The 21966-nt window shown below is 72.4% G+C and carries 17 protein-coding genes, 1 pseudogene and 3 riboswitches; of the genes and pseudogenes, 8 read left to right on the forward strand and 10 right to left on the reverse strand.

Going from position 1 to position 21966, the window contains the following annotated elements; translation table 11 throughout:
* The first annotated feature begins 10 nt into the window (after nucleotides 1-10).
* The gene (locus O7614_RS22080; protein WP_278140389.1) at nucleotides 11-1171 is read left to right on the forward strand and encodes a DUF2254 domain-containing protein; all 1161 of its coding nucleotides are present in this window, start codon (nucleotides 11-13) and stop codon (nucleotides 1169-1171) included.
* Between the two features lie 101 nt (nucleotides 1172-1272).
* Here the strand turns inward: O7614_RS22080 and O7614_RS22085 are convergent, their stop codons facing one another.
* From O7614_RS22085 to O7614_RS22110, 6 genes and pseudogenes are all read right to left on the reverse strand, one after another.
* Nucleotides 1273-1635, reverse strand: a complete 363-nt coding sequence (locus O7614_RS22085; protein WP_278140390.1) for a DUF1330 domain-containing protein — start codon at nucleotides 1633-1635, stop codon at nucleotides 1273-1275.
* Nucleotides 1636-1895: 260 nt separating this feature from the next.
* Complete coding sequence (locus tag O7614_RS22090; protein ID WP_278140391.1) at nucleotides 1896-2744, reverse strand: ECF transporter S component; 849 nt, start codon at nucleotides 2742-2744, stop codon at nucleotides 1896-1898.
* A pseudogene (locus tag O7614_RS22095) lies at nucleotides 2741-4376 on the reverse strand (ATP-binding cassette domain-containing protein). Before O7614_RS22095 ends, O7614_RS22090 begins: the two are co-directional and overlap by 4 nt.
* Nucleotides 4373-5551 (reverse strand): CbiQ family ECF transporter T component, encoded by a 1179-nt coding sequence (locus O7614_RS22100; protein WP_278140392.1) that lies wholly within the window; start codon nucleotides 5549-5551, stop codon nucleotides 4373-4375. Before O7614_RS22100 ends, O7614_RS22095 begins: the two are co-directional and overlap by 4 nt.
* A 5-nt stretch (nucleotides 5552-5556) precedes the next feature.
* Nucleotides 5557-6489, reverse strand: coding sequence for an LPXTG cell wall anchor domain-containing protein (locus tag O7614_RS22105; RefSeq protein ID WP_278140393.1), 933 nt, complete (start codon nucleotides 6487-6489; stop codon nucleotides 5557-5559).
* A complete protein-coding gene (locus O7614_RS22110; RefSeq protein ID WP_278140394.1) occupies nucleotides 6489-9230 on the reverse strand; it encodes a prenyltransferase/squalene oxidase repeat-containing protein in 2742 nt (913 codons plus the stop codon). Before O7614_RS22110 ends, O7614_RS22105 begins: the two co-directional genes overlap by 1 nt.
* 93 nt (nucleotides 9231-9323) lie before the next feature.
* Nucleotides 9324-9465: riboswitch (cobalamin riboswitch) on the reverse strand.
* 42 nt (nucleotides 9466-9507) lie between these two features.
* A riboswitch (cobalamin riboswitch) is annotated at nucleotides 9508-9630 on the forward strand.
* Nucleotides 9631-9734: 104 nt separating this feature from the next.
* Here O7614_RS22110 and O7614_RS22115 point away from each other — a divergent pair.
* On the forward strand, nucleotides 9735-11168 hold the full coding sequence (locus O7614_RS22115) for a hypothetical protein (RefSeq protein WP_278140395.1): 1434 nt from the start codon (nucleotides 9735-9737) through the stop codon (nucleotides 11166-11168).
* 488 nt (nucleotides 11169-11656) lie between these two features.
* Here O7614_RS22115 and O7614_RS22120 read toward each other — a convergent pair whose 3' ends face one another.
* Nucleotides 11657-11917: a superoxide dismutase gene (locus O7614_RS22120; protein ID WP_278140396.1), complete on the reverse strand. Its 261-nt coding sequence runs from the start codon at nucleotides 11915-11917 to the stop codon at nucleotides 11657-11659.
* Nucleotides 11918-11924: 7 nt separating this feature from the next.
* Nucleotides 11925-12539, reverse strand: coding sequence for a superoxide dismutase (locus O7614_RS22125; RefSeq protein WP_088988712.1), 615 nt, complete (start codon nucleotides 12537-12539; stop codon nucleotides 11925-11927).
* A 306-nt stretch (nucleotides 12540-12845) separates the two neighbouring features.
* Nucleotides 12846-13063: riboswitch (cobalamin riboswitch) on the forward strand.
* Here O7614_RS22125 and O7614_RS22130 point away from each other — a divergent pair.
* Nucleotides 13041-13403: a hypothetical protein gene (locus O7614_RS22130; protein WP_278142330.1), complete on the forward strand. Its 363-nt coding sequence runs from the start codon at nucleotides 13041-13043 to the stop codon at nucleotides 13401-13403. Its footprint overlaps the riboswitch before it by 23 nt.
* Here the strand turns inward: O7614_RS22130 and O7614_RS22135 are convergent.
* A complete protein-coding gene (locus O7614_RS22135) occupies nucleotides 13297-14196 on the reverse strand; it encodes an ABC transporter substrate-binding protein (RefSeq protein ID WP_278140397.1) in 900 nt (299 codons plus the stop codon). The genes O7614_RS22130 and O7614_RS22135 overlap by 107 nt on opposite strands.
* 286 nt (nucleotides 14197-14482) lie before the next feature.
* Here O7614_RS22135 and O7614_RS22140 point away from each other — a divergent pair, with 286 nt between their 5' ends.
* On the forward strand, nucleotides 14483-15655 hold the full coding sequence (locus O7614_RS22140; RefSeq protein ID WP_278140398.1) for an MFS transporter: 1173 nt from the start codon (nucleotides 14483-14485) through the stop codon (nucleotides 15653-15655).
* Complete coding sequence (locus O7614_RS22145; RefSeq protein ID WP_278140399.1) at nucleotides 15652-16710, forward strand: hypothetical protein; 1059 nt, start codon at nucleotides 15652-15654, stop codon at nucleotides 16708-16710. The genes O7614_RS22140 and O7614_RS22145 overlap by 4 nt, the downstream gene beginning before the upstream one ends.
* A gap of 3 nt (nucleotides 16711-16713) precedes the next feature.
* Here O7614_RS22145 and O7614_RS22150 read toward each other — a convergent pair whose 3' ends face one another.
* Nucleotides 16714-17868, reverse strand: a complete 1155-nt coding sequence (locus O7614_RS22150; RefSeq protein WP_278140400.1) for an acyl-CoA dehydrogenase family protein — start codon at nucleotides 17866-17868, stop codon at nucleotides 16714-16716.
* Nucleotides 17869-17962: 94 nt separating this feature from the next.
* Here O7614_RS22150 and O7614_RS22155 point away from each other — a divergent pair, with 94 nt between their 5' ends.
* From O7614_RS22155 to O7614_RS22165, 3 genes are read left to right on the forward strand one after another with little or no spacing between them, the layout of a single operon-like run.
* Nucleotides 17963-19720 (forward strand): CoA transferase, encoded by a 1758-nt coding sequence (locus O7614_RS22155; RefSeq protein ID WP_278140401.1) that lies wholly within the window; start codon nucleotides 17963-17965, stop codon nucleotides 19718-19720.
* Nucleotides 19717-21339 (forward strand): class I adenylate-forming enzyme family protein, encoded by a 1623-nt coding sequence (locus O7614_RS22160; protein ID WP_278140402.1) that lies wholly within the window; start codon nucleotides 19717-19719, stop codon nucleotides 21337-21339. The genes O7614_RS22155 and O7614_RS22160 overlap by 4 nt, the downstream gene beginning before the upstream one ends.
* Complete coding sequence (locus O7614_RS22165; RefSeq protein WP_278140403.1) at nucleotides 21336-21965, forward strand: ATP-binding cassette domain-containing protein; 630 nt, start codon at nucleotides 21336-21338, stop codon at nucleotides 21963-21965. Before O7614_RS22160 ends, O7614_RS22165 begins: the two co-directional genes overlap by 4 nt.
* Nucleotide 21966: the final 1 nt, after the last annotated feature.

Below are 21966 nucleotides of genomic sequence, written 5' to 3' on the forward strand. Positions count from 1 at the left end.
GAGGTCGCGGTTGGCGACCCTCCGGTCCAGCTTCTGGCCGGTCCCGGCAGCGTGCGCGGCGGGAGCCGTCCTGCTGGCGATCGGTCTGTCCGTGCTGGAGCTGCGGGTCGGCCTCCCCGGCGGCAACGTCCTGCCCAGCGGGCTGGCCGGCGCCCGGTCCCTGTTGTCGTCGATCATCACCGCGATGATCTCGTTCACCGCGCTCGTCTTCTCGATCACGGTGGTGGCCCTGCAACTGGCCAGCAGCCAGTACTCACCGCGGGTGCTGCGGACGTTCCTGCAGGACCGGGTGACCCAGATCGCCCTGGGGACCTTCCTGGCGACAGCGTTGTTCTCCATGGTGGTGCTCGCCGCCCTACCCGACCGGTCGAGCGCGCGCCTGCCGGAGCTGTCCCTCGCCGTCGCGATGATCCTCGTGCTGGTGAGCAGCGGCCTGTTCCTCTACTACCTGCACCACGTCACCTCGATCATGCGGGTGTCACACATCGTCGCCGCGATCGGGGCGCAGACGCGTCGCAGCATCGACGAGCACGTCCCCCGAACGGGGGCGGTGGAGACGCCCGTACGCCTGCCGCCGCCCCTGCAGGTGATCACGGCCCGGGAGCCCGGGCTGGTCGACAACATCGACCTGGGCAGACTCGCCCGGCTCGCCCGGGCGTACGACTGCACTTTCTCGGTCCTGCCCGCACCTGGTGATTTCGTCGTCGCGGGGCAGTCGCTCGTGACCGTGCACGCCGTCGACGCGGCGCCGCCACCCGTGCCGGAGTCGCGGGTGCGGGCCGCCGTGACGGTGGCGGTGGAACGCAACGCCGGCCAGGACGTCGGGTTCGGCTTCCGTCAGCTCGCCGACATCGCCGAACGGGCCCTCTCCCCGGGCGTCAACGACACCACGACGGCTGTGCGGGCCGTCCAGGAGGCCCACGACCTGCTGCGCCGTCTCGCCGGACGCCCCCAGCGCGCCTGGCTGGTGCGGGACGACGAGGACACCGTCCGCGTGCAGGCGACGCCGCAGACCTTCGACAGCTTCCTCGCGGTGGCGATCGACGACGTCCGGCGGGCCGGCCGGGACCAACCCCGCGTCACGCGGCTGCTGGACGCGGTGCTGGCCGACCTGCGCACAGTCGCGCTGCCGGAGCACCGGCCCGACGTCCTACGGCGTCTGGAGGAATGAGCGCGGCCGGTGCCACCTGCGAGGCCGTCATGAAGCCGCGAGGAACGGCGGTCCTCGCCGAAGCCGCGCCGCAGCGAACGGTTGGCGCCCACTCAGGACGCTCACCAGGGCACGGTCGGCTGTAGCACGGCCTCCTGCAGCGCCACCGCGCGCAATCTGGTGACCTGCTGGTATGCCGGGTCGGCGACCATTGCACAGAACGCCTGCCGGCTCGGGTACCGGACCAGCAGCACGGCGTCCCACGCCTGGCCGTCCTCGGCCACCAGGGCCCGACCGCCCGCGCCGGCGTAGATGACCTCACCGCCGTAGCGGGGCAGCAACGTCTTCCGCAGCTCGGCGGCGTAACTCGCGTACGATTTCCGCCCCCCGTCAGCGAAACGCAGCAGATTGAGCATGACCACGGGCGCCTCGGGATCCTCCGTCAGGAAGTCCCGCAGGTCGCCGCCACTCGGATCGACCGCCATCCTGCCTCCTCGGCTCGACTGCCGGAATCCTAGTGCGGCTACGGGGTTGGGGCACTCCCCCGGCGATGCGTCCACGTCGGCGCTCGTCGTGTTCGCCGTCGCGGCGGCCGTGCTCGACGCGGTGGCCGTCTCGTCAGGTCGAGGGCTGGTGTCTTCCCCGTAACCGGGCGACGGCGACCGGGAACCGGGCCGGCGCGGACGCCCAGCGGCCGGTGCGCCGACGGCCCCAGGCAGCGTCCGTCCGCCGGGAGCCGGCACGCTCAGCTGTCTTTTGCATGTCGATCCGTCGGTGCGTTGGCCGCCACAGCAGTGGCAGCCTTCGTGAACGTCGGGGCCGCCTGGAAGTGTGCCCGGCGGGCTGCACGGCGGAAAGCACCGAGCACGGCTGGCCCGGCGAGGGCGACGAGGACGGCTGTGGTGACGGCTCGTCCGGTATCCCAGCCCAGCGAGGTGACGGCGAAGAACGTCAGGTACCGGTGCAGTTGTTCCAGCACCGGCAGGCCCGGTTGGTAGGCGATCGAACTGGTCGGGTCGAGGGAGAACGGCCAGAACGACAGGTTGAGCATGAAGCCGAAGAAGTACCCGCTGACCGCGGCGTAGGCGGCGAGCAGGACGATCTCGGCCCGTCCCCGAACCCGGGGCAACAGGCCGGCGAACATGGCGACCCAGGCGCAGCCGAACATCTGGTACGGCATCCATGGTCCCACTCCCCCGGTGAGCAGGGCGGAAGCGAACAGCGAGGTGCAGCCGAGCGCGAAGCCGAAGCCAGGCCCGAAGACCCGACCGGCGAGCACGAGGATGAAGAAGACCGTCTCGATGCCCGCCGTGCCGGCTCCCAGTGGTCGCAGGGCGGCGTTGATCGCGGACAGCACACCCAGCATGGCGAGCGCCTTGGCGTCGATCCTGCCGTCGGCGATCTCGGCGAAGATAACCCCGAGGACGAGGAGCAGCAGCACCCCGAACATCAGTGGAGGGGTCTGGGTGGAGCCGAAGGTGCCCGGTGCGACGACGAACGGCCAGAGGAACGCGACGAAACCCAGGAACGACGCCATGGTGATCGCGAGCACGGCGCGGGCGGGCACCCGGACGGCGACGTTCACTGTCGTCATGCGGACACCGTCGGACCGTCGAGGGCGGCGGCGACCTGCCCGACCGTCAGGTACGGCAGCGGCGCGAGGATCTTCGCGACCTGCGGGGCGAACGTGGGTGAGGCGGTGAGCACGGTCGGGACGGGGCCGTCGGCGACGATCTCGCCCTCGGCCATGACGACGACCCGGTCGGCGGTGGTGGTGGCGAATTCGACGTCGTGGGTGGCCACGACGACGGCACGGCCCTGCCTCGCGAGGTCGTCGAGAGTCCGGGTCAGCGCGGCCTTGGCCTGGTAGTCCAGCCCACGGGTGGGTTCGTCCAGGAGCAGCACGCCGGGGGTAACGGCGAGTTGGATGGCCAGGACCAGTGCGAGTTGCTGCCCGGCGGACAGGTCCCGGGGGTGGCTGTCGCCGTCGATGCCGGCAGCGATGGCGTCGAGCAGCCGTCGCGCGCTGCCCGGGTCGGCGCCGTCGCGGTCGGCCTGGTCGAGTTCGGCGTCGACGGTGTCGAGGTACAGCAGGTCGGTGGCGGTCTGCGGGACGAGGCCGACGAGTCGGCGGGCCTGGCTGGCACCCAGCCGGCCCGGGTCGAGGTCCCCGTGCGCCGGGTCGGGCACGGCGATGGTTGCCGCCGTCCCGGCGACCCGAGCCCTGCAGAGCCCAGAGCAGGGACGACTTGCCGGAGCCGTTGCGTCCCATCAGCGCGGTGACCTGACCACGTACCAGGGTCAGGTCGACTCCACGGACGGCGACGACCGAGCCGTGCCGGACGGTCACACCGGCGGCGGTGAGCGCGGTGCGGGCGTCGGCGTGGGAGCGGCGGTGTGGATGCGATGGGGTGGTGGGCAGCCGGTTGCGCAGGGTGGTGGCGTGCCGGCGGGCGTCGCGCACGGACAGGGGCAGCGGTGACCATCCGGCCAGGTGCCCGAGTGCGACCACGGGCGGCGCGACGGTGGTGCCGGCGACGAGCGTGGCCGGGTCGCCGTGGCGGACGGTGCCGTCGCGGGCGACGTGGATGAGCCGGTCGGCGAACGGCAGGACACGTTCCAGGCGGTGCTCGGCCAGCACCACGGTGACACCGAGGTCGTGGACCAGTCGGGTGATGGTGGCGAGGACGTCGTCGGCCCCGGTCGGGTCGAGCGCGGAGGTGGGTTCGTCGAGGACGAGCACCCGGGGGTGGGCGGTCAGCGCGGCGCCGATCGCCACCCGCTGCTGCTGACCGCCGGAGAGCTCGTGCAGGCCGCGCTGGCGCAGGTCGGCGAGGCCGAGCAGGTCGAGGGTCTCCTCCACCCGGGTCCGCATGACCGCCGGGTCGAGGGCGAGCTGCTCCATCCCGTACGCCAGTTCCTCCTCGACGGTGTCGGTGACGAACCCGGCGACCGGGTCCTGCCCGACCACACCGACCAGGTCGGCGAACTCGCGGGGTGGGTGGTCGGCGGTGTCCCGACCGGCGACGCGCACGCTGCCCTGCAGGGTGCCGCCGGTGAAGTGCGGGACGAGGCCGTTGATCGCGGCGAGCAGTGTCGACTTGCCCGCGCCGGTGTGGCCGACGACCAGGCACAACTCCCCCTCGTCGATGTCGAGGTCGACGTCGCGCAGGGTAGGGCGGGGCGCGCCGTCGTACGTGATGCTGACGCGCTCGAAGCGGATCATGACGGTACTCCTGCGGTGTCGGCGGCGCGGCGGAGCACGGCGGCGGGCTGCGGTCGGTGCGGGCGCGGCGGTGTCGGTGCGGCGATCGCGGCGAGGGCGGCGACGAGGATCCCGGCGGCCGGTAGTGCGGGCAGGGTGGGCCAGTGCAGCGGGTAGAGGCTCGGGTTGAGCGCGGCGGGGTCATAGCCGGTGCCGACACCGAGCGCGACAGCGGTGACCACGCCGCAGCCGGCGACCGTCCACTCGGGCCACTGCCACGGGTCGGGTCGGTAGCGGCTGCGCGACACCCGACGGCCACCGAGCGCGATCCCGGCGACGCAGAGCAGCACACCGCCACCGAGGCCGCCGAGCCCGACCGCACGGGGCACGCCCGGGTCGAGCAGGCCGTACGCGCCGACGCACAGGCCGGCCATGCCGGTCAGCATGAGGACGCCGGTGAGCCGCCGCGAGCCCGGCGTGGCGGTGCCGACCCGGCCGTAGCCGCGCGAGTCCATGGCGGCGGCCAGCCGCAGCGAACGGTCCAACGCGTCGTGCAGGACCGGCATCACGATGGCCCGCACGGCCCCGAGCCCCTTGGCCCGTCCGGCGCGCAGCCGACGAGCGCGGGCGACCCGTTGGACGCTCTCCACCAGTTGCGGTGCGACGCTCAGCGAGACGGTGACGGCGACACCCAGCTCGTACAGCGCGCCGGGGAGGACCCGCAGTGCGCGTTTGGGGTTGGCGAGGCTGTTGGCGGCCCCGATGCAGCACAGCAGGCAGGCCAGCCGGAGGCCGTCGACGGCGGCGGACAGGGTCGCCTCCAGCGAGACCGGGCCGCCGATCTGGATGCCCGCGTACCAGTCGGGTGTGGGCAGGTGTGGCAGTCGGAAGAGGATGTGGTCCTCGGGGGTGATGCCGGAGGCGAAGACCGTCCGGAACACCACCCTTATCGCGATGATGATCAGGGCCAGGTAGAGGTAGTAGTGGAACGCGCGCGCCCAGGGCGCATCGGTACGACGGACGGTGACGACGAGGCCGAGCACCGCGAAGATGAGCAGCAGCAGGAGCGGGTTGCTGGTGCGGCTCGCGGCGGTGGCCAGCGCGAGCGCCCACAGCCACCACGCCAACGGATGCAGGGAGCGCGGCAGCCGGGCTACCGCGAGGCGGTGGACGAGGCCGGCACGGATCGTGGGCATCGGGATCAGGTGCGGCGGCGGCGCCAGCCGACGACAGCGCCGACGAGACCGAGCAGGGCCAGCAGCCCGACTGTGATCAACGCCGGCAGCGCGGAGCCGGTGTCCTGGCGGGCAGCCGTCGCGGTGGGTACCGCGTCGAGGATGCGCGGTTCGTCCGTGGTGGCGCTCGGTGACGCGGACGGCACCATCGGTGTCGGGGGTGTCAGCACTGTGGACGACGGCGTCGGCGCGCCACTGACCGGGGCCGATGTCGACGCTCCCGGCGGCGGGAGGCCGGGCGGAGGGTTGCCGCCTCCAGGGTTTCCCGGCATCGGTGGTTTGCCAGCGCCCGGTGCGTTCCCGCCGCCGGGCTGGGCCGGGGTGGGCGCGGCGGGGGGCGGAGCGGGAGGGGTCGTGCCGGTCGGCTTGCTGTTGCGGGCTCGGACGCTGTCCGGGCTGAACCGGGGCCGCCCCTCGGTGCCCCCGATGTCGGTCGCCCCGAAGATCCACAGGTCGACGCTGCCCGGCTTGGGCTTGTAGCTCATCGCGCCGAGTTGGCTGTAGACCCAGGTGTTCTGTCCCGGGTCGGCGTGCCAGTACGACCAGTAGGCGCTGGCCGGCGGGGTGAGGGCACATCTCTCGTCCGCCGGGGTGGGGTACTGGGTGCCGCCCTGGTGGCCGGCGTAGCCGATCCGGCAGATGAACGCGGGCCCGTCGTGCTGGGTTCCGGTGGTGCGCCAGCCACCCTGGTTGAGCAGTTGGTAACCGGTGGTCGGGGTGGTGCCGCAGGAGCGCAGGAGCGGCCCACCCCATTTGCTGAAGTCCACCGCGAGGATCACCCCGGACGAGGTGGTGCACTGCCCGATCGGCAGCGGGTCGGCCAGCGCCGGCGCGGGCGTCCCTGCCACTGCGGCGACGATCGCCAGGGCCACTACCGAACGCCGCCACCTGTGGGTCATCACGAGACACCGCCGTCGCCGGCCGTCGCGCGCCGACGTGCGGCGATCCGTAGCAGAATGCCGGCGACGACGAGTACCAACGCCAACAGGGCGATCGTCATGATGGACGCACCGGTGCGCGGCAGGTTGCCCGACGACTGCCCGTTGTGGCCGGACGACGGCGTCACGCCGGCCGTCACGGACGCCGACGGGGTCGACGACTGGCTCGCGCTCGGCGTCGGCGTCGGCGTCGGCGTCGGCGTCGGCGTCGGCGAGCCGGTCGGATTCGTGCCCGGCAGCTCGTGCACGTCGCGGATCAGGGTGGCGAACGAGATGCCGGTGGCGCCGCCGACGACCTGCGTGGAGGCGCGCACGTTCGATTCCGGCTCTCCCTCGGCTGCGACCCTGAACCCGCCGTCGTCGTTCTGTTGGGCGGCGAGGAAGGCCAGGGCCTTGTCGATCTGACTCGCGTAGGTGGTGTCGCGCAGGGTGAGGCCCTGGATCGCGAGCGCTGTGGAGTTGGTGGAGTCACCGGCCGCGCCGGGAAAGCCGCCGTGCCCCTTCTGGGTCGCGGCGATCCAGGCCAGCGCCTTGTCGACGGCGCCGACCGCCGCCGGATCGTCGGTCAGCGAGGCGAGGGCCATCGCGGCCATCGCGGTGCTGTCGACGTCCTTGTCGGCGTCTGCCGCCGGGATGAGGCTGGGGAACGACCCGTCGGCGCGCTGCAGTCCCTTGAGGAACTCGACCGGCTTGGCGGCGGCCTCGCTCTGTCCGGCACGGAGCTGCGCGATGATGCCGAGCGACTGCCCGAACACCGCGGTGGCGTACCGGTAGTTACCGGCCCCGGCGCAGCCGGTGAGAGCATCGACCTTGGTGCAGGTCACGTCAGCCAGCGCCGCGATCAGGTCGTGTCCACCGAAGGACCGTGGATCGTAGCCGGTGACCTGGGCCAGTAGGGCCATCTTGCCGATCGCGCCGCCGACAGCGTAGTCGGTGCCGACGCCCAGCCACATGTCGACGGTGAATCCGCTGTCGCCGACCGCGCCGCCGCCGCGCAGGAACTCGACGATCGCCCGGAGCTTGGCGTCGTCCCCGCCGGTGGCGGCCAGGGCGTAGGCACCGTCGATGCTCAGCCCAAAGTCGGGGAAGCCGGGGAACGACTCGTAGTACCTGCCGTCGATCAGGTTGGTCGGCGCGACGAGGTACGACACGCCTTTGACCAGGTCGGGTCGCGGCCCGGCCGGCGGCGGCGTCTCACCCAGAGTGGCAAGGTTCTTTCCGGCCAGCGCGAGCGCGGCCGCGGCGGTGGCGGCCAGGTCCGCGTCCGGGTTGCTCGGGTCGGGGCTGAGCCCACCGCCGGGGACGATCCGGCTGACCAGCAGGCCGGTGGCGGCGGCGGCCCGGTCGGCGAGGCCGAGTACGGCGAGGGCCTGCGCGGCGTGCCCGGTGGGATAGGTCTCGCTGAAACCCGCTCCGGTCCACGGCTGGTAACCACCGTCCGGCTCCTGGGCCGCAACCAGGAACGCCTTGGCCGAATCGAGCGCCGCGTCGTGCCCGCCGAGCGTGCGCATCGCCAGCACGGCCAGCGTCGTGGCCGCGAGGTCCGGGTCGCAGGCGTCGGTGGGGCCGCGCCATTGGCCGGCGAAGGCCCCGGTCGCGCACTGCTGCTCGGTCAGTCGGGTGACTGTCGCGGCGGGCGGGGTGACGCCGGCCCGCTTGAGCGCGAGCAGGGCGGTCGCGTGGGTCAGGGGATCGCTCGATCCGGCGAAGTCACCGACGGCGGCGCAGCCGGCGTCGGCGTCGGCCGCGGTACACACCCGGTCGGTGAGCGTGGCGATCAGATTCCGGTCACCGAACGCGCGCGGATCGCCGTTGGTGCTGGTGAGCAGGAGCGCGAGGTTGGCGACGTTGGCGGTGTGGGGTGCGGCGGTGTCGCCGTTCGGGAAGATCGCGGCGTCGACGTGTGCCCGGAGGTAGTCGACGATCTTGGTGAGGGTTTGGTCCTGCCCGCCGATCCCGGCCAGGGCGGTGGCGACGGCGATGGTCCGGTAGTGGTCGACGAAACCGTTGTCGACGTGGTCGCCGTCGGCGAGCTGCCCGACCAGGTAACTCGCCACCGCCTTGACCTGGGCCTCGGTCGGCCGTGCCGGGTCGCTCGGCGTGGTGGTCGGAGTTGGGGTCGGAGTCGGGGTGGCGGTCGGAGTGGGGCCGCTCGCGCGGACCGACGCGGGGGTGAAGCTCGGCGCGCCGGTGGAGCCACCGATGTCGGTGCCGCCGAAGACCCACGCTTCGACCTCACCGGGGCCGGGCCGCTGGGCCATCGCGCCGAGTGGGCTGTAGGTCCAGTGGTCCTGCCCGGCCGGGGCGATCCAGTAGGACCAGTAGGCCGACGCCGGCGGAGTCAACTGGCATGCCTCGTCGGCCGGTGTCGGGCGTTCGTCACCAGACGCGAAGTCAGGGGACCCGATCCGGCAGATGAAGCCGGGTCCGTCGTGGACGGTGCCGGTGGTGGTGAAGCCCGCCTCGTGCAGCAGGTCCAGGCCGGTGGTCGGGGTGGCGTCGCAGCCGCGCAGCAGCGGCCCGCCCCACGCGCCGAAGTCGACAGCCACGATCGCGCCCTGGGTCGGGGTGCACGACTCCAGGGGATCGGCGAGCGCCGCACGGGTCGGCACCACCAGCGCCACCGCACCGAGTACCGCTGCGGCGACGGCCGCCAACCACGCCGCAGGAGTACGCGACGTTCGACTGACCAGTGGGGACATGGCGACTCTCTCCGGGGTAGCGGCGCAGGCGCGGACGCGGACCCCGGGGACGAGTCCCGGAAACCCTTGCTCCGCGCCGTGTACCTCGACGGCGCTGCGGTGCACTATCCAGCCAGGTAATCCGACTCGTCCCGAAAACGGGACCTACGGCTGCGGGCCAGCGCCGGACTTTGACCGGCTTCCCCTGACTGCTGGATCGGGGCCATCGGACCACAGCCGCCACCACCCCGTCAACGCGAAGACGTGTCATGTACCTAACAGCGCGCGGTAGGGGCTTCCTCCCATACCGTGACCGCGTCATCGCGTGGGGGAACCCGGTGGAAATCCGGGGCTGACGCGCAACGGTGAGGACGGTTGGCCGTCCCGAGCCCGACTACCCACGTGATGACGCAGCACCTGCGGTATCCGTCCCACGCGCCCTGCGGCCGGCCCGCCCCGCTCCCGCCGGCTCCGTTGCCGGGCTCCGGGTCGAGGCAGTCGTGCCCCGTACCCCAAGGAGACCCGATGTCCTCGCGCCCTTCCTCCGGCAGCCGCCGGAGACGACTCGCGACAGTTCCCGCCGCCGCCCTGATCACCACCGTCGTCGCGGTCACGGTCGGTGCCGCACCGGCCGCCGCGACCTCGACGGCGGCGCAGATCGCCACCGCCAGGACCAACGGCGTCGCCTACCTGCGCACCCTGCAGGCCGCCGACGGCAGCTACGCCAGCGGCGGGTTGTCGAACGAGTGGGCGTTCAGCGCGTTCGCCCCGGCCGGCGTCGCGGCCGTGGACGTCTACCCCAGCGGTGACACGACCAAGAACGCCCGCACCGTCTATCGCAACCAGCTATCGGCCGCGTCCTGGCCGAGCACCACGCCCGTGGTCACCGACTACGAGCGTGGGGTGCTCAACGCCTACGCCGCCGGCATCGACCCCGCTCGCGTCTCCCCCGCCCGCAACCTGATCGCCGACACCATCGCCTACTGGCAGACCGGCTCGGCCGGCTACTACGGCCCGCCGGCCAACGTCAACGGAACCATCTTCGCCACCCTCGCCCTGGCCGGAGCGAAGACCCAGACCGGCGCCGCCCGCGTACCGCAGGCGCTGCTCAACCTGTCGGTCACCCGGATCCGCAACAACCAGCACAACGACGGCGGTTGGACGTTCACCCAGGCCGAAGGCAACCCCACCCAACTCGCCTCGGCCAGCGACATCGACATGACCGGCGCGGCCATGGCCGCCCTCTGCGCCGCCGGGGTGCCGAACACCGACACCGACATCGTCCAGGCGAAGAACTTCCTCAAGAGCAAGCTCGTCAACGCCTCGGGCGCCTTCACCTCCATGTTCGGCGTCAACACCGACTCCAACGCCTGGGCCGTCTCCGGGCTCAACGCCTGCGGCATCCCGAGCCAGGGCACCGATTTCACCACCACCGCCGGCAAGACCCCGATCGACTTCCTCCGGGCCCAGCAGCTGACCGGCGGCGGGTTCAAGTACCTGCCCACCAACACCACCCCCTCGGCGTACGCCTCCATCGACGCGGTGCGGGCCCTGGCCGGCGCCGGCTACACCGCCGCTCCCCCGACGCCGGTCACCGCCGGCGCGCCCACCTGGGTCGCGGCGAGCGGATTCACCGCCGGCACCGCCACCCGGCTCGCCGTCATCATCGACAACGGCAGCGGCAGCATCAAGCCGTGCGCGGTCACCCTGACGCCGACCGCCGCCACCACCACCCTCGGCGCAGTACTGGACGCCGCCGTCGGCGCGGCCACCCCGAGCGGCTGCGTCACGGCCCTCAACCCGACCAGCGGCACCGGCACCATCACCGCTGTCAACGGCCTGGCCAACAGCGGCTCCTCGACCTGGAAGGTCGCCCGCGACGGCGGCTCCCCGGTCACCGCGACCCGCGGCACGACCGTGACCGTCGGCGACACGATCTACCTGCGCTACGGCGCCTGAGCGCCGGGTAGCGCGATGGTCAGCGGCGGCCCGGCCGTCGCTGACCATCCGCCGGTCGAACCGTCCGCCGCCGCTCAGGTGAGGATGACGAGGTGAACCGCGAACGGTGCGCCGGACAGACCACGACCTGAACATCGGGTTGATCAACTAACCAGGTCGTCACTCTGGTGAGGACAGCGACGGCCTGCGTCCGGGCCCGGTAGCCCGAGGCTTGCGCACGCCGCGAGCAGGCCCTCCAGGCGGGCTACTCGACGTCGGGTGTCCTTCAACTGCTGGCGAAGCTGATGCGCTTGGGCCTCACTGGCACCGAGTTGCCGACGGGCGGCGTCGAGCCGCTCGAAGTCGGCCGCTGTCAGCACGATCATCGGCTGCCCGTCCACAGTCCCGACACGGTGTTCGATCTTTCGGCGCATCGGGACCCTCTGGCTGGGCGGTGGGCGTTGCGGCTGCCCGCTGGGTTCCGCCCGTGGGCGGAACCCAGCGGATCATCATGCTGGCGGGGACTGGGCAGTCTCGGCCAGGAGCAGGGACAGCTCCCGGACCAGGTCGTCCATCGACTGGCCGCTCTGCGCCTTCACCAGGCCCAGAGCGAGATCGGCCAGCAGGTAAAAGCCGAGAGTGCGGGCCTGCTCGGAGCTGAACGCCGACATCAGTTCCTCCGCGCCGGCGAGATCACCGCGATGCTTGGCGGCGATGACCCCGGCGGCGCGTTGGACGATCTCGGCCGCCTCGGGGGTGTACCCGCTCACGCCCGGGTCAGATCTTCGGGGTGGCGGCGCGGGCGGCGTCGAAGCGGGAGATCACGTCGGTCCAGTTGACCAGGTTCCACAGCCGGTCCACGTAGTCCGGGCGGACGTTGCGGTACTGCAGGTAGTAGGCGTGCTCCCAGGCGTCGAACACCAGGATCGGGGTGGAGCCCTGTCCGACATTGCCGTGGTGGTCGTAGACCTGCTCCACGATCAGCCGCTGGCTGAGCGGCTCCCAGGCCAGCACACCCCAACCCGAACCCTGCACACCCTTGGTCGCCGCGGACAACTGACCGGCGAACCCGTCGAACGAGCCGAAGTGCTCGTCGATCGCCGCCGCCAACTCACCGTCGGGACGATCGCCGCCGTCGGGGGACAGGTTGTTCCAGAAGATCGAGTGCAGTACGTGCCCGGACAGGTTGAACGCGAACGTCTTCTCCAACCCGACCAGCGTCGCGTAGTCGCCCTTGTCGCGGGCCTCGGCGAGCCGGTCGAGCCCGTCGTTGGCGCCCTTGACGTACGCGGCGTGGTGCTTGTCGTGGTGCAGCTCCAGGATCTCGCCGGACATGGCGGGTTCGAGTGCGCCGTAGTCGTAGGGCAGGTCGGGCAGGTTGTACACGGCCATGAATACTTCCTCTCAGTGCTGCCTTAGTTTGGCTGTTGCCATTATCTTGCAACAAGGGTCTGGATGTCGTCGGGGGACGTGACTTGATCGGCCCGCGCACGTCGAGCACGTCGGCGCGGACGCTGGCGTCGGCGTGCTGGCCACTCGGACTCGGCCTAAAACAGGGGTTCGGAGGAACACCCAGACGATCTCGCCCAGCTCGGCGACCTGGGTTGGCGCGCCGTCGCTGCCGAGGAGCCCCGAAACCGGTCGAGTCGTGTCGAGGGTCTGATAAGCCTGCGGCACCGAGGATCAGCTCACGGCCGTACGATGGTCGGCAGTGCTGGTTCGCCGCACCGTCTCGGTGCGACGTCGTGAGAGGGCACCCAGTGCGACACCGCGACTGCCCCGCAGCGGTGAGTGGGCACGACCGCCGTAATACGCACTGGACGCGTGAGCGTCTGGGAAGCGACGGCCAGTAGGAGATCGGTTCGCCCCGGTCACGCCCGCGCGTCCGAAGACCTGCCCGCACCACGTGCGCCGCCGTCGGCCCCCCGGGAGGGTCAGGGCGAGGCGTTCCGGCTCGCCGCCAGCGGAGTCGCCGACGCTACCCAGATCCACACCCACCTGTGCTACTCCGAGTTCGGCGAGGTGCTGCCCGCCTCGTCGCTGGCGCCGCCGAGGTCCGAAGCACGCTCACCTGAGCGCAGGGTGGGGCGGCGCGGCACGCCGCCGCCCCACCCTGGCGTGCGACGATGCCCGCGTCGGCCAGGCGGCGTCAACCTACGCCGGCGGAAACCTGACGAGCGCGGGAATCCGGGCGGCCGGCGAGGATGGCGGCGAGGATCTCCGCACCGTCGACGACCCTCGGGCCGGGGCGGTTGAAGTAGGCGGGCCCGTCGACCACCCACACCTGGCCCCGACGAACCGCAGGCAGGTCGACCCAGCCGGGTTGCCCGGCTGCCACGGACAGCTCGTCGATGGTCCGTTCGGGCGTGAACCCACACGGCCCGAACACCACCACGTCCGGAGCCAGGTCGGCGACCACCGACCACTGATGTGGGGTGCTGTGCGCCCCCGGGCCGAGCAGCAAAGGCCGTCCACCCCCGAGGGTGATCTGCTCCGGCACCCAGTGCCCGCCCGGCATCAACGGGTCGAGCCACTCGACGAACAGCACCGTAGGCGCGCCGGGCAGCGCGCCGGGCAGCGCGCCGAGACGACGCTCGGCGTCCGCCCGGATCTCCGCCGCCCTGCCGGTCGTGCCGGTCAGGGCGGCTACGGCGCCGACCGTGTCCAGTATCCCGCCGATGGTCCTCGCCTCCAGCGACACCACCCTGGTGTCGAGGTCGATCAACCGAACCGCGTCATTCACCCGGGCATAGGAGACCGCGCACACGTCGCACAGGTCCTGGGTCAGGATCAGATCCGGCTTCAGGTCCTCCAGCGTCGTCACGTCGAGCTGGTACAACGACGATCCTCGGTGCGCGTCGCCGGCGATCGCCGCTGAGATCTCCCGGCTCGTCAACGCCTCGGGCAGAGACGTTCCGGTCACCACCGGAACACCGGCCAGGTCCCCCGGCGGCCAGTCACACTCGTGCGTGCGGCCGACCAGATACCCGGTCAGGCCGAGCATGGCCACGATGTCCGTGGCCGCCGGCAGCAGTGAGACGATCCGCACACCCGCCTGCCTACCAGGCACGACCAAGCCGCGTCCACTCCGACAGCGCGTGGCACCCCCTGCATCTGACGAACGACCCTGCGGCAGCTCCCGTGATCGCGCCACGACCCAACGGGCGACAGTCGACGTACGGGCCGCCGGGTCGTCGACGGGGGCGACGTCGGCCAGACTCTCGTGTATCCCGAGCAGGCACTGGTCGACACTTCTTGCGGCTACGGGAACTGGCGTCTGCCGTCGCCCGACTGATACTCGACGGACGTGGTGTCAGACCGGAACGGGGCGTGTGATGACGGCTGAGCGGTGGTGGGCTCCGACGGGTGTGGCGACGGCGGCGATGGCCACGTCGATGACGGCGCTGTACGCCACATCGGCGTTGGCCCCGTTCCTGGTTGCCGACCTGGGTCTGTCCCGAACGGCGGTGGGTGCCGTGGTGACGGTGTCCTTCGCGGTCGCGGCGGTGGTGTCTCTCATCGCCGGGCACCTGATCGACCTGGGTGGAGCGCGGCGGGGACTTCTGGCGATGTGCGTGGCCGTGCTGGTGGCCCTGCTCGGCGCGTCCGCGGCGCCCGGTTACGGGTGGCTTCTGGTGGCGGTGGCGGTGGCGGGCGTGGGGCAGGCACTGGCCAATCCGGCGACGAATGTGTTGGTCTCCGGCGCGGTTCCGCCGCAGCGTCGGGGTAGCGCCATCGGGGTGAAGCAGGCGGGGGTGCAGTTGGCGGCGTTCACGTGCGGGCTCGTACTGCCGGCGGTGGCTGCTCTGGCCGACTGGCGGGTGGCGTTGCGGGTGTCGGCGTTGGTCCCGCTGGCGACGGTGATCGCGGTGTGGTGGTCGGTTCCGACTGTCGCGCGCCGGGTAGCGGCCGGCTCATGGTGGCGGCTGTCGGCACCGACCGGTTGGTTGGCCTGGTTGGTGGCGTTCTCGCTGTTGCTGGGCACCGGGCTGGCGGCGGTGAACACCTACCTTCCGCTCTACGCGACCCAGCGGCTGGGCCTGGGCACGGGTACGGGCGGAGCTCTGCTCGCCGCGTTCGGCGTGACGGGTCTGCTGGCCCGCGTGTGGTGGGGCCGCTGGGCTGACCGGACTGCGGAGGTGACCGTTGCCCTGGCAGGGCTGGCTGCGGCGGCAGTCGTCGGGATCCTGCTGGTGCTCTCGGCGGATCATGTCTGGGCCGGTCTGGTCTGGATCGGCGCGGTGGTGGTCGGCGGATCGGCGACGGCGGCGAACGCGCTGTCGATGCTGATGGTGCTGCGTCGAGGCAAGGCCCTGGGGCAGGCGTCAGGGCTGGTGTCGGTGGGTTTCTTCGGCGGCTTCGTCGTCGGGCCGACCGCCGTCGGTTGGTGCGCCGACGCCGGCGGGTGGGGGGCGGCGTGGCTGGTGGTCGCGGCGGTGTTCGCCGGCACGGCGTTGCTCGCGATGCGGGTGCGCTCCGCCAGCGCCCAGCCGAAGGTCGCGGCGTGAACGACGGTGACCTGCGCGCCGCGTTGGATGCGTTGCTGGGGCGGGTGACGGTCGTCGCCGCGCAGGTGGGCGACCGGTTTCCGCTGTACGCGGATCCGGACTCCGGTGACTGGGTGTCGACACGTCGCGGGTCGTGGACAGGTGGTTTCTGGGCCGGGTGGTGGTGGCTCAGGGCCGCCGTGACCGGGCTGCCCGCGGACCGGAACACCGCTCGGCGTTGGACGCTTCGACTCGCCCCCCGGGCGGGTGATGACACGGTGACCCGGGGGATGACGTTCTGGTACGGCGCGGGCCAGGGCCACCGGCTGTGCGGGGACGTGCTCGCCGGGCGGGTCGCCCGCGACGGGGCCGCCGCGCTGGCCGACAGCTTCGACCCTGGACTGGGGTTGGTGCCGGTGGGTGGTGCGTTCGGTGCGGGTCCGACCCCCCGGGCGGGCGTGGACGCGTTGGCGGGGACCGTGTCGCTGCTCGCGATGGCCGCTGACGCGGGCGCACACGACCTGGACAGCCTGGCCCGAACCCATGTCGAACGGCACGTCGAACTGCTGGTGGGCGCTGACGGCGGCATACGCCCGGAGGCGGTCCTGAGCCCCGACGGCATGCCGGTCGGCGGGGCCGAGTTCTCGGATGGTTGGGCGCGGGGGCAGGCGTGGGGTCTGTTGGGCGTGGCGGTGGCCGCGCGCCGGTGGGGCGGCGGCTTCACCGATGCGGGCTGTCGGGTGGCTCGCTGGTGGCTTGCGCGGTTCGGGCAGCAGGTGCCGGTTGCGGTGCTCGGGCGACCTGCATCGCCGGTGGACACCTCGGCGGCGGTGATCGCTGCGGCCGGCCTGCTCACCCTGTCCGAGGTGACCGCCGACGATGCCTGGGGTGCGACGGCCCGTGCGATCGTGAGCGACGTGGTGGGTCATCACCTCGACGGTGACGGAGTGCTGCGAGGCGGCTGCTATGACCTCGCCGGCGGTGTCGCCGTCCGGCACGAGCTGGTCTGGGGAAGCTATTTTCTGGCTGCCGTCCTCGCCGTGCTCACCCGCCGGGTGCGGGAGCATCCCTGGTAGTGGTCAGTGCCCTCGGCGGAGTAGGCGGCGGGCCACGGTGGTGATGTGCAGCTCGTCGGGGCCGTCGAGGATCCGGGCCGCGCGGGCGGTGCGGGCCAGCATCGGTAGCGGGGTGTCGTCGGTGAGTCCTTCGGCGCCGTGCACCTGGGTGGCCCGGTCGACGATGGCGCAGAGGGCGCGGGCGGTGACCACTTTGGCGGTGCCGACGGCGATGCGGGTGTCGCCGCCGTTGGTGAGCGCGTCGACCGCGGCGTGGGTGAGCGCACGGGCGGCGGCGAGGTCGGCGTGACTGTCGAAGACGAGGCCGTGCAGGAGCTGCTGCTCGGAAAGGGGGCCACCGTGGGCGTGGCGGGTGGTCAGCCGGGTCAGCATGAGGTCATGGGCGCGTTGCGCCTGGCCGAGCCAGCGTAGGCAGCGCAGGGTCCGGCCGAGCGCGAGTCGCTCCCCGACGATGTGGAGCCCTTGGCCTGGCTCGCCGAGGAGGTGATCGGCGGGAACACGAACGTCGTCGAGGGCGATCTCGTACTGGCCGCCGGCGCCGAGAACGGGCAGTTCCCGCACGATGCGGTAGCCGGCAACGTCGGTGGGCACCACCAGCAGGGAGAAGGCGTTGCGGTTGTCGGCGTCTGGCGCGGTGCGGCAGACGACGGTGGTGAAGGCGGCGGTGGCGGCGCGGGAGGTGAACCATTTGCGGCCGCTGACCCGCCAGGTGTCGCCGTCTCGCGTGGCGGTGGTGCCCAGGGCGGACGGGTCCGAGCCGGCGACGCCCGGTTCGGTCATGGCGAAACTCGGCCCACCCGGGCCGCTGATCATCGGCAGCAGATAGCGGTCCCGGACCGTCGCGGTGGCGTGCCGGTCGAGCATGAGCGCGTCGAGCAGCAGGTCCGAGCCGAGCGCGCTGGGTCCGAAGTCGGATCGTCCCTCCACCTCGGCCAGTGGCGCGTAGGCACCGAGGTCGAGACCGCGTCCGCCGAGGTGCGCCGGGAGCGGCAGGGCCCAGAGTCCGGCCCCGCGCGCGTCAGCGTTCAGGGCCGTCATGGCCTGTACGGCGGGTGAGCCCCCGGCGAGCAGGAGCGGCTCGACGGGGATGACCCGCTCGGCTATGAACGCGCTGACGCTGGCGGCCAGATCGGTGCGGACCGCCGCTGTGTCGGTCATCGGCAAACTCCCGAAGGTCATGGGAACTACCTCGACGTGTGTCACGACTATTGAGGTATGCGGGCGATCAACGTAGCGCATGGCGGTGACGCCGGTGCGTAGCGATTTGGTGGTGGACGGGCAGGTCGACGCCCTGCCGCTCAGCGGGACACGCGTTCGCGGCGATGCCGTGACAGCGGCGGACGCGGTCGTCGTCGAGCACCTCTCCCTGCTGGGTGCGAACCACCTCGACGGTGGTCCGCTACGTGTCGACGCCATCGACGTGCACACCGATTGGCGGGACCTCACCGGCCGCCAGTTGGACGAGGTGACCGCCCAGGCCGCCCTGGGGCTGATGGCCGTGCACGGTCGGGCCATCGGAACTCCCGCACGCCTCGGCGTGCCATATGTGTCCACAGTGGCCGGTGTGGTCACGGCGCAGGGCGCGTTGGCCGCTCTGCTGGCCGGATCGCGCGGGCAGCGCCCTGGGTCGGTACGGGTGAGCGTGGCCGGGGCGGCGATGCTCACGGTCTCGCAGTACCTCGCGGCTGGTAGCGCCGAGGACAGCGACGACACCGGCGAGGTGAGCGAGCCCGGCGTGCCACCGCCGTTCACCGCCCTCGACGGGGTCGTCTTCGAGGTGGAGACCCTGGATCCGGAGCCCTGGCGCCGCTGGTGGACCTCGCTCGGCGCGGCACCCGGCGACGTGGCGCGAGGCTGGCGGGCCTTCGTGCTGCGCTACGCCACCGCCGCCGCGCCGATCCCACCCGCCCTGCACGAGATCACCCGCCGGACACCGTTCGTCGATCTGCGCCGCAGCGCGCAGGCGGCCGGCGTGGCCGTGCAGGAGGTCCGCGGCCTCACCGCCCGCCGCGAGGACGTCGACGCGGACGGACGGTTCGGTGCGCCGTGGCAGATCAGCGCCGGCCTCCCCGCCGGCGATCTGCCGACGTTGCCGGCCGGACGGCTTCCGCTGCACGGACTGCGGGTGGTCGAGGCCGGCCGTCGCATCCAGGGGCCTCTCGCCGGTCACGTGCTGCGCCTGCTCGGCGCCGAGGTGACCCGGGTGGAGCCGGCCGGGGGCGACCCGCTTCGCGGGATGCCGCCGATGGTCGGCGACTGCTCGGCCCGTTTCCTGGCGCTCAACCGCGCCAAGCGGATCGTCGAGGTGGATCTGCGCTCGGCCTCCGGCCGTTCGACGGTGCGGGACCTGGTCGACGGGGCGCACGTCTTCCTGCACAACTGGGCGCCGGGCAAAGCCGCCGAGTTCGGCCTCGACTCCGCCGATTTCACCGCGAGCAACCCCGGCCTGGTGTACGCGTACGCCTCGGGCTGGGGTGACGCGCGCGGGGCGGACGCGCCGCCGGGCACCGACTTCGTCGCTCAGGCTTACAGCGGACTCGGCGAACAACTGCGGCCGGCCGGGGAGCCGCACGCCGGTTCGTTGATGACGCTGTTGGACGTCCTGGGCGGGCTGGTCTGCGCCGAAGGTGTGCTGGCGGCGCTTGTCGCCCGTCAGCGAGACCGCCGCGGGCAGCGGGTGGACACCTCGTTGCTGTCGGCGGCCGGGGTCCTGCAGGCGCCTCTGCCCACGGTGCGGCCAACGTGGAGCCGGTGGGACATGCCGGTGCCGGTCACCGACGGGCACATCATGCTCGCCGCCGGCGGCGACCCCCTGGTCGCGGAAGCCACCCTCGGTGACCCGGTCACCCTCACCACCGATCAGGCGGTGAGCCGCCTCGCGGCGGTGGGGGTGTCGTCGGTGCGGGTGTGCCCTGACCCGGGTGAGCTGGCCGACGATCCGGCGACGACCGGTCTGGTCGAGTTCGACGGCTGCGCCTTCGTCCGCCCACCGTGGAGGTTCACGTCATGACCGTCCTACCCGTGCGCGACCTCGTCCCCGCTCCGCTGCGTGACTGGTGGTCGCGCACCGGTCACTACCCCGGCCGCACCCTGTACGACCTGTTCGCCGAGCACGCCGCAGCTCATCCGGACCGGGCGGCGGTGATCGACGACGACGGCGAGACCACGTACGCACAACTACAGGCCGCGGCGCTGCGGCTGGCCGGCGCGCTGCAGCGCGCCGGGGTGGCGCCCGGTGAGGTGATCGCGGTGCAGCTGCCCAACGGGTGGCGACCGGTAGTGGTGGACCTGGCCGCCGCCGCGATCGGCGCGGTCGTCCTGCCGTACCCCGTCGGGCGGGGCCGTCGCGACACGCTGACCCTGCTGCGCCGCTCCCGGGCCGCCGTCGCGGTCGTCGCGCACAAGGTGGGTGACCACCACTACGCCGACACCCTGGAGACACTGCGACCGGAACTGCCGGACCTGCGTACCGTGCTGGTGGCCGGGCTCGACGGTCCGGACAGCCTGGAGGGCTGGCTGGCCGACGGGTCGCCGCTGGCGACGCCGGTTGCCACGGCGGCGTCGGCGCCCGCGCGGATCCTCGTCTCCTCCGGTTCCGAGGCCGCCCCGAAGATGATCGTCTACTCGCACGACGCCCTGGCCGGCGGACGTGGTGCGTTCATCGGCGCACTGCACCAGAGTGACGAGCCGATGCGCAACCTGTTCCTGGTGCCCCTCGCCTCTTCCTTCGGCTCCTCGGGCAGCGCGGTGACGATCGCCCGGCACGGCGGCACCCTGCTCGTGCAGTCCCGCTTCGACGCCGGCCACGCCCTGGAGTTGATCGACACGCACCAACCGTCGCTGGTGTTCGGGGTGCCGACGATGTTCACGATGATGCTCGACCACCCCCGCGTGGCGACGACGAACACCGCGTCGCTGCGGGCGGTGGTGGCCGGTGGGTCACGGGTCGACCCGGCCACCGTTCGGGCCTGCCGGGAGCGCTTCGGCGCGGCGTTCGTCAACTGTTATGGCTCCGCCGACGGGGTCAACTGCACCACGGATCCCCTCGACCCGCCGGCCGCCGTGCACGACGCGGTGGGCCGACCCAACCCGGCGGTGGCAACCGTACGGATCGTCGGCGACGACGACACCGACGTCGCGCCCGGCGAGGTCGGCGAGATCTGGGGCCTCGGCCCGATGAGCCCGCTCTGTTACGTCGACCCGGAGTTCGACGACCGGTACCGGGTCGAGGGCGGTTGGGTACGCACCGGTGACCTCGGCCGCGTCGACGCCGACGGATTCCTGCACGTGGTCGGCCGGCGCAACGAGATCGTCATTCGGGGCGGACGGAACCTCTCCCCGGTCGAGGTGGAGCTGCTCATCGCCCAACATCCGGCGGTGCGGCAGGTTGCCTGCGTCGGTGTCCCCGACCGGCTGATGGGCGAACGGATGGCGGCCTGCATCGCCGTGCGGGACGGGGCCGACGCCCCGACGCTCACCGAGCTGGCCGGCTATCTCACCGACACGCACGGGCTGGAGCACGCCAAGCTTCCCGAGCGCCTCGCCGTACTCGACACGCTGCCCCTGTCCGCCGCCGGCAAGGTCGACAAGCGGTGGCTGCGTGAGCGACTCGCCGGGCAGGACGGGTGACCGCCGCCGTCACCTTCACGGGGGTCACCTGCCGCTACGGCCGGCGTACCGCGGTCGACGCGGTCGACCTCGACGTGGCCGCCGGCGAACACGTGGCCCTCACCGGGGCGAACGGTTCCGGCAAGACGACGCTGCTGCGGGCCGCGCTCGGCCTGCATCCCACCGCCGGTGGCACGATCACCGTCGGCGCACAGTCGGCGCGCAGCGGTGTGGAGTGGGCGCGGCGCCGGCGGGACGTGGCCTGGGTGCCGCAGCGCCTCGCACCGGGCCGCTTCCCGCTGCTGGTCGACGAGTTACTGGACAGCGGCGGGCACCCGGACGCGGCCGGCGAGGCCGCCGACCAGCTCGACGTCGGTGGGCTCGGGCACCGGCCGCTGCACACCCTCTCCGGCGGTCAGTTGCAGCGGGTGTTCCTGGCCCGTGCACTCGGCGCGGTCGCCGCCGGAGCCCGGGCACTGTTCGCCGACGAACCGACCGCCGCACTGGACTTCGACGGTCAGGAGCAGGTCGCCACACTGCTGGCGAAGCTCCCGATCACGGTGATCGTGGTGTCGCACGACCGGGCGATGACCCGCGCCTGTGACCGGGTGGCCGAGATGGCCGCCGGGAAGCTGCGGGTGATCTGAC

The sequence above is a fragment of the Micromonospora sp. WMMD961 genome (assembly GCF_029626145.1).
GTDB lineage: Bacteria > Actinomycetota > Actinomycetes > Mycobacteriales > Micromonosporaceae > Micromonospora.

Bases quoted from the DNA above. Each gene is read 5' to 3' on its own strand.
- O7614_RS22085 (WP_278140390.1), bottom strand. From the start codon at position 1,635: ATGGCGGTCGATCCGAGTGGCGGCGACCTGCGGGACTTCCTGACGGAG.
- O7614_RS22090 (WP_278140391.1), bottom strand. From the start codon at position 2,744: ATGACGACAGTGAACGTCGCCGTCCGGGTGCCCGCCCGCGCCGTGCTC.
- O7614_RS22100 (WP_278140392.1), bottom strand. From the start codon at position 5,551: ATGCCCACGATCCGTGCCGGCCTCGTCCACCGCCTCGCGGTAGCCCGG.
- O7614_RS22105 (WP_278140393.1), bottom strand. From the start codon at position 6,489: ATGACCCACAGGTGGCGGCGTTCGGTAGTGGCCCTGGCGATCGTCGCC.
- O7614_RS22110 (WP_278140394.1), bottom strand. From the start codon at position 9,230: ATGTCCCCACTGGTCAGTCGAACGTCGCGTACTCCTGCGGCGTGGTTG.
- O7614_RS22115 (WP_278140395.1), top strand. From the start codon at position 9,735: ATGTCCTCGCGCCCTTCCTCCGGCAGCCGCCGGAGACGACTCGCGACA.
- O7614_RS22125 (WP_088988712.1), bottom strand. From the start codon at position 12,539: ATGGCCGTGTACAACCTGCCCGACCTGCCCTACGACTACGGCGCACTC.
- O7614_RS22140 (WP_278140398.1), top strand. From the start codon at position 14,483: ATGACGGCTGAGCGGTGGTGGGCTCCGACGGGTGTGGCGACGGCGGCG.
- O7614_RS22150 (WP_278140400.1), bottom strand. From the start codon at position 17,868: ATGACCGACACAGCGGCGGTCCGCACCGATCTGGCCGCCAGCGTCAGC.
- O7614_RS22160 (WP_278140402.1), top strand. From the start codon at position 19,717: ATGACCGTCCTACCCGTGCGCGACCTCGTCCCCGCTCCGCTGCGTGAC.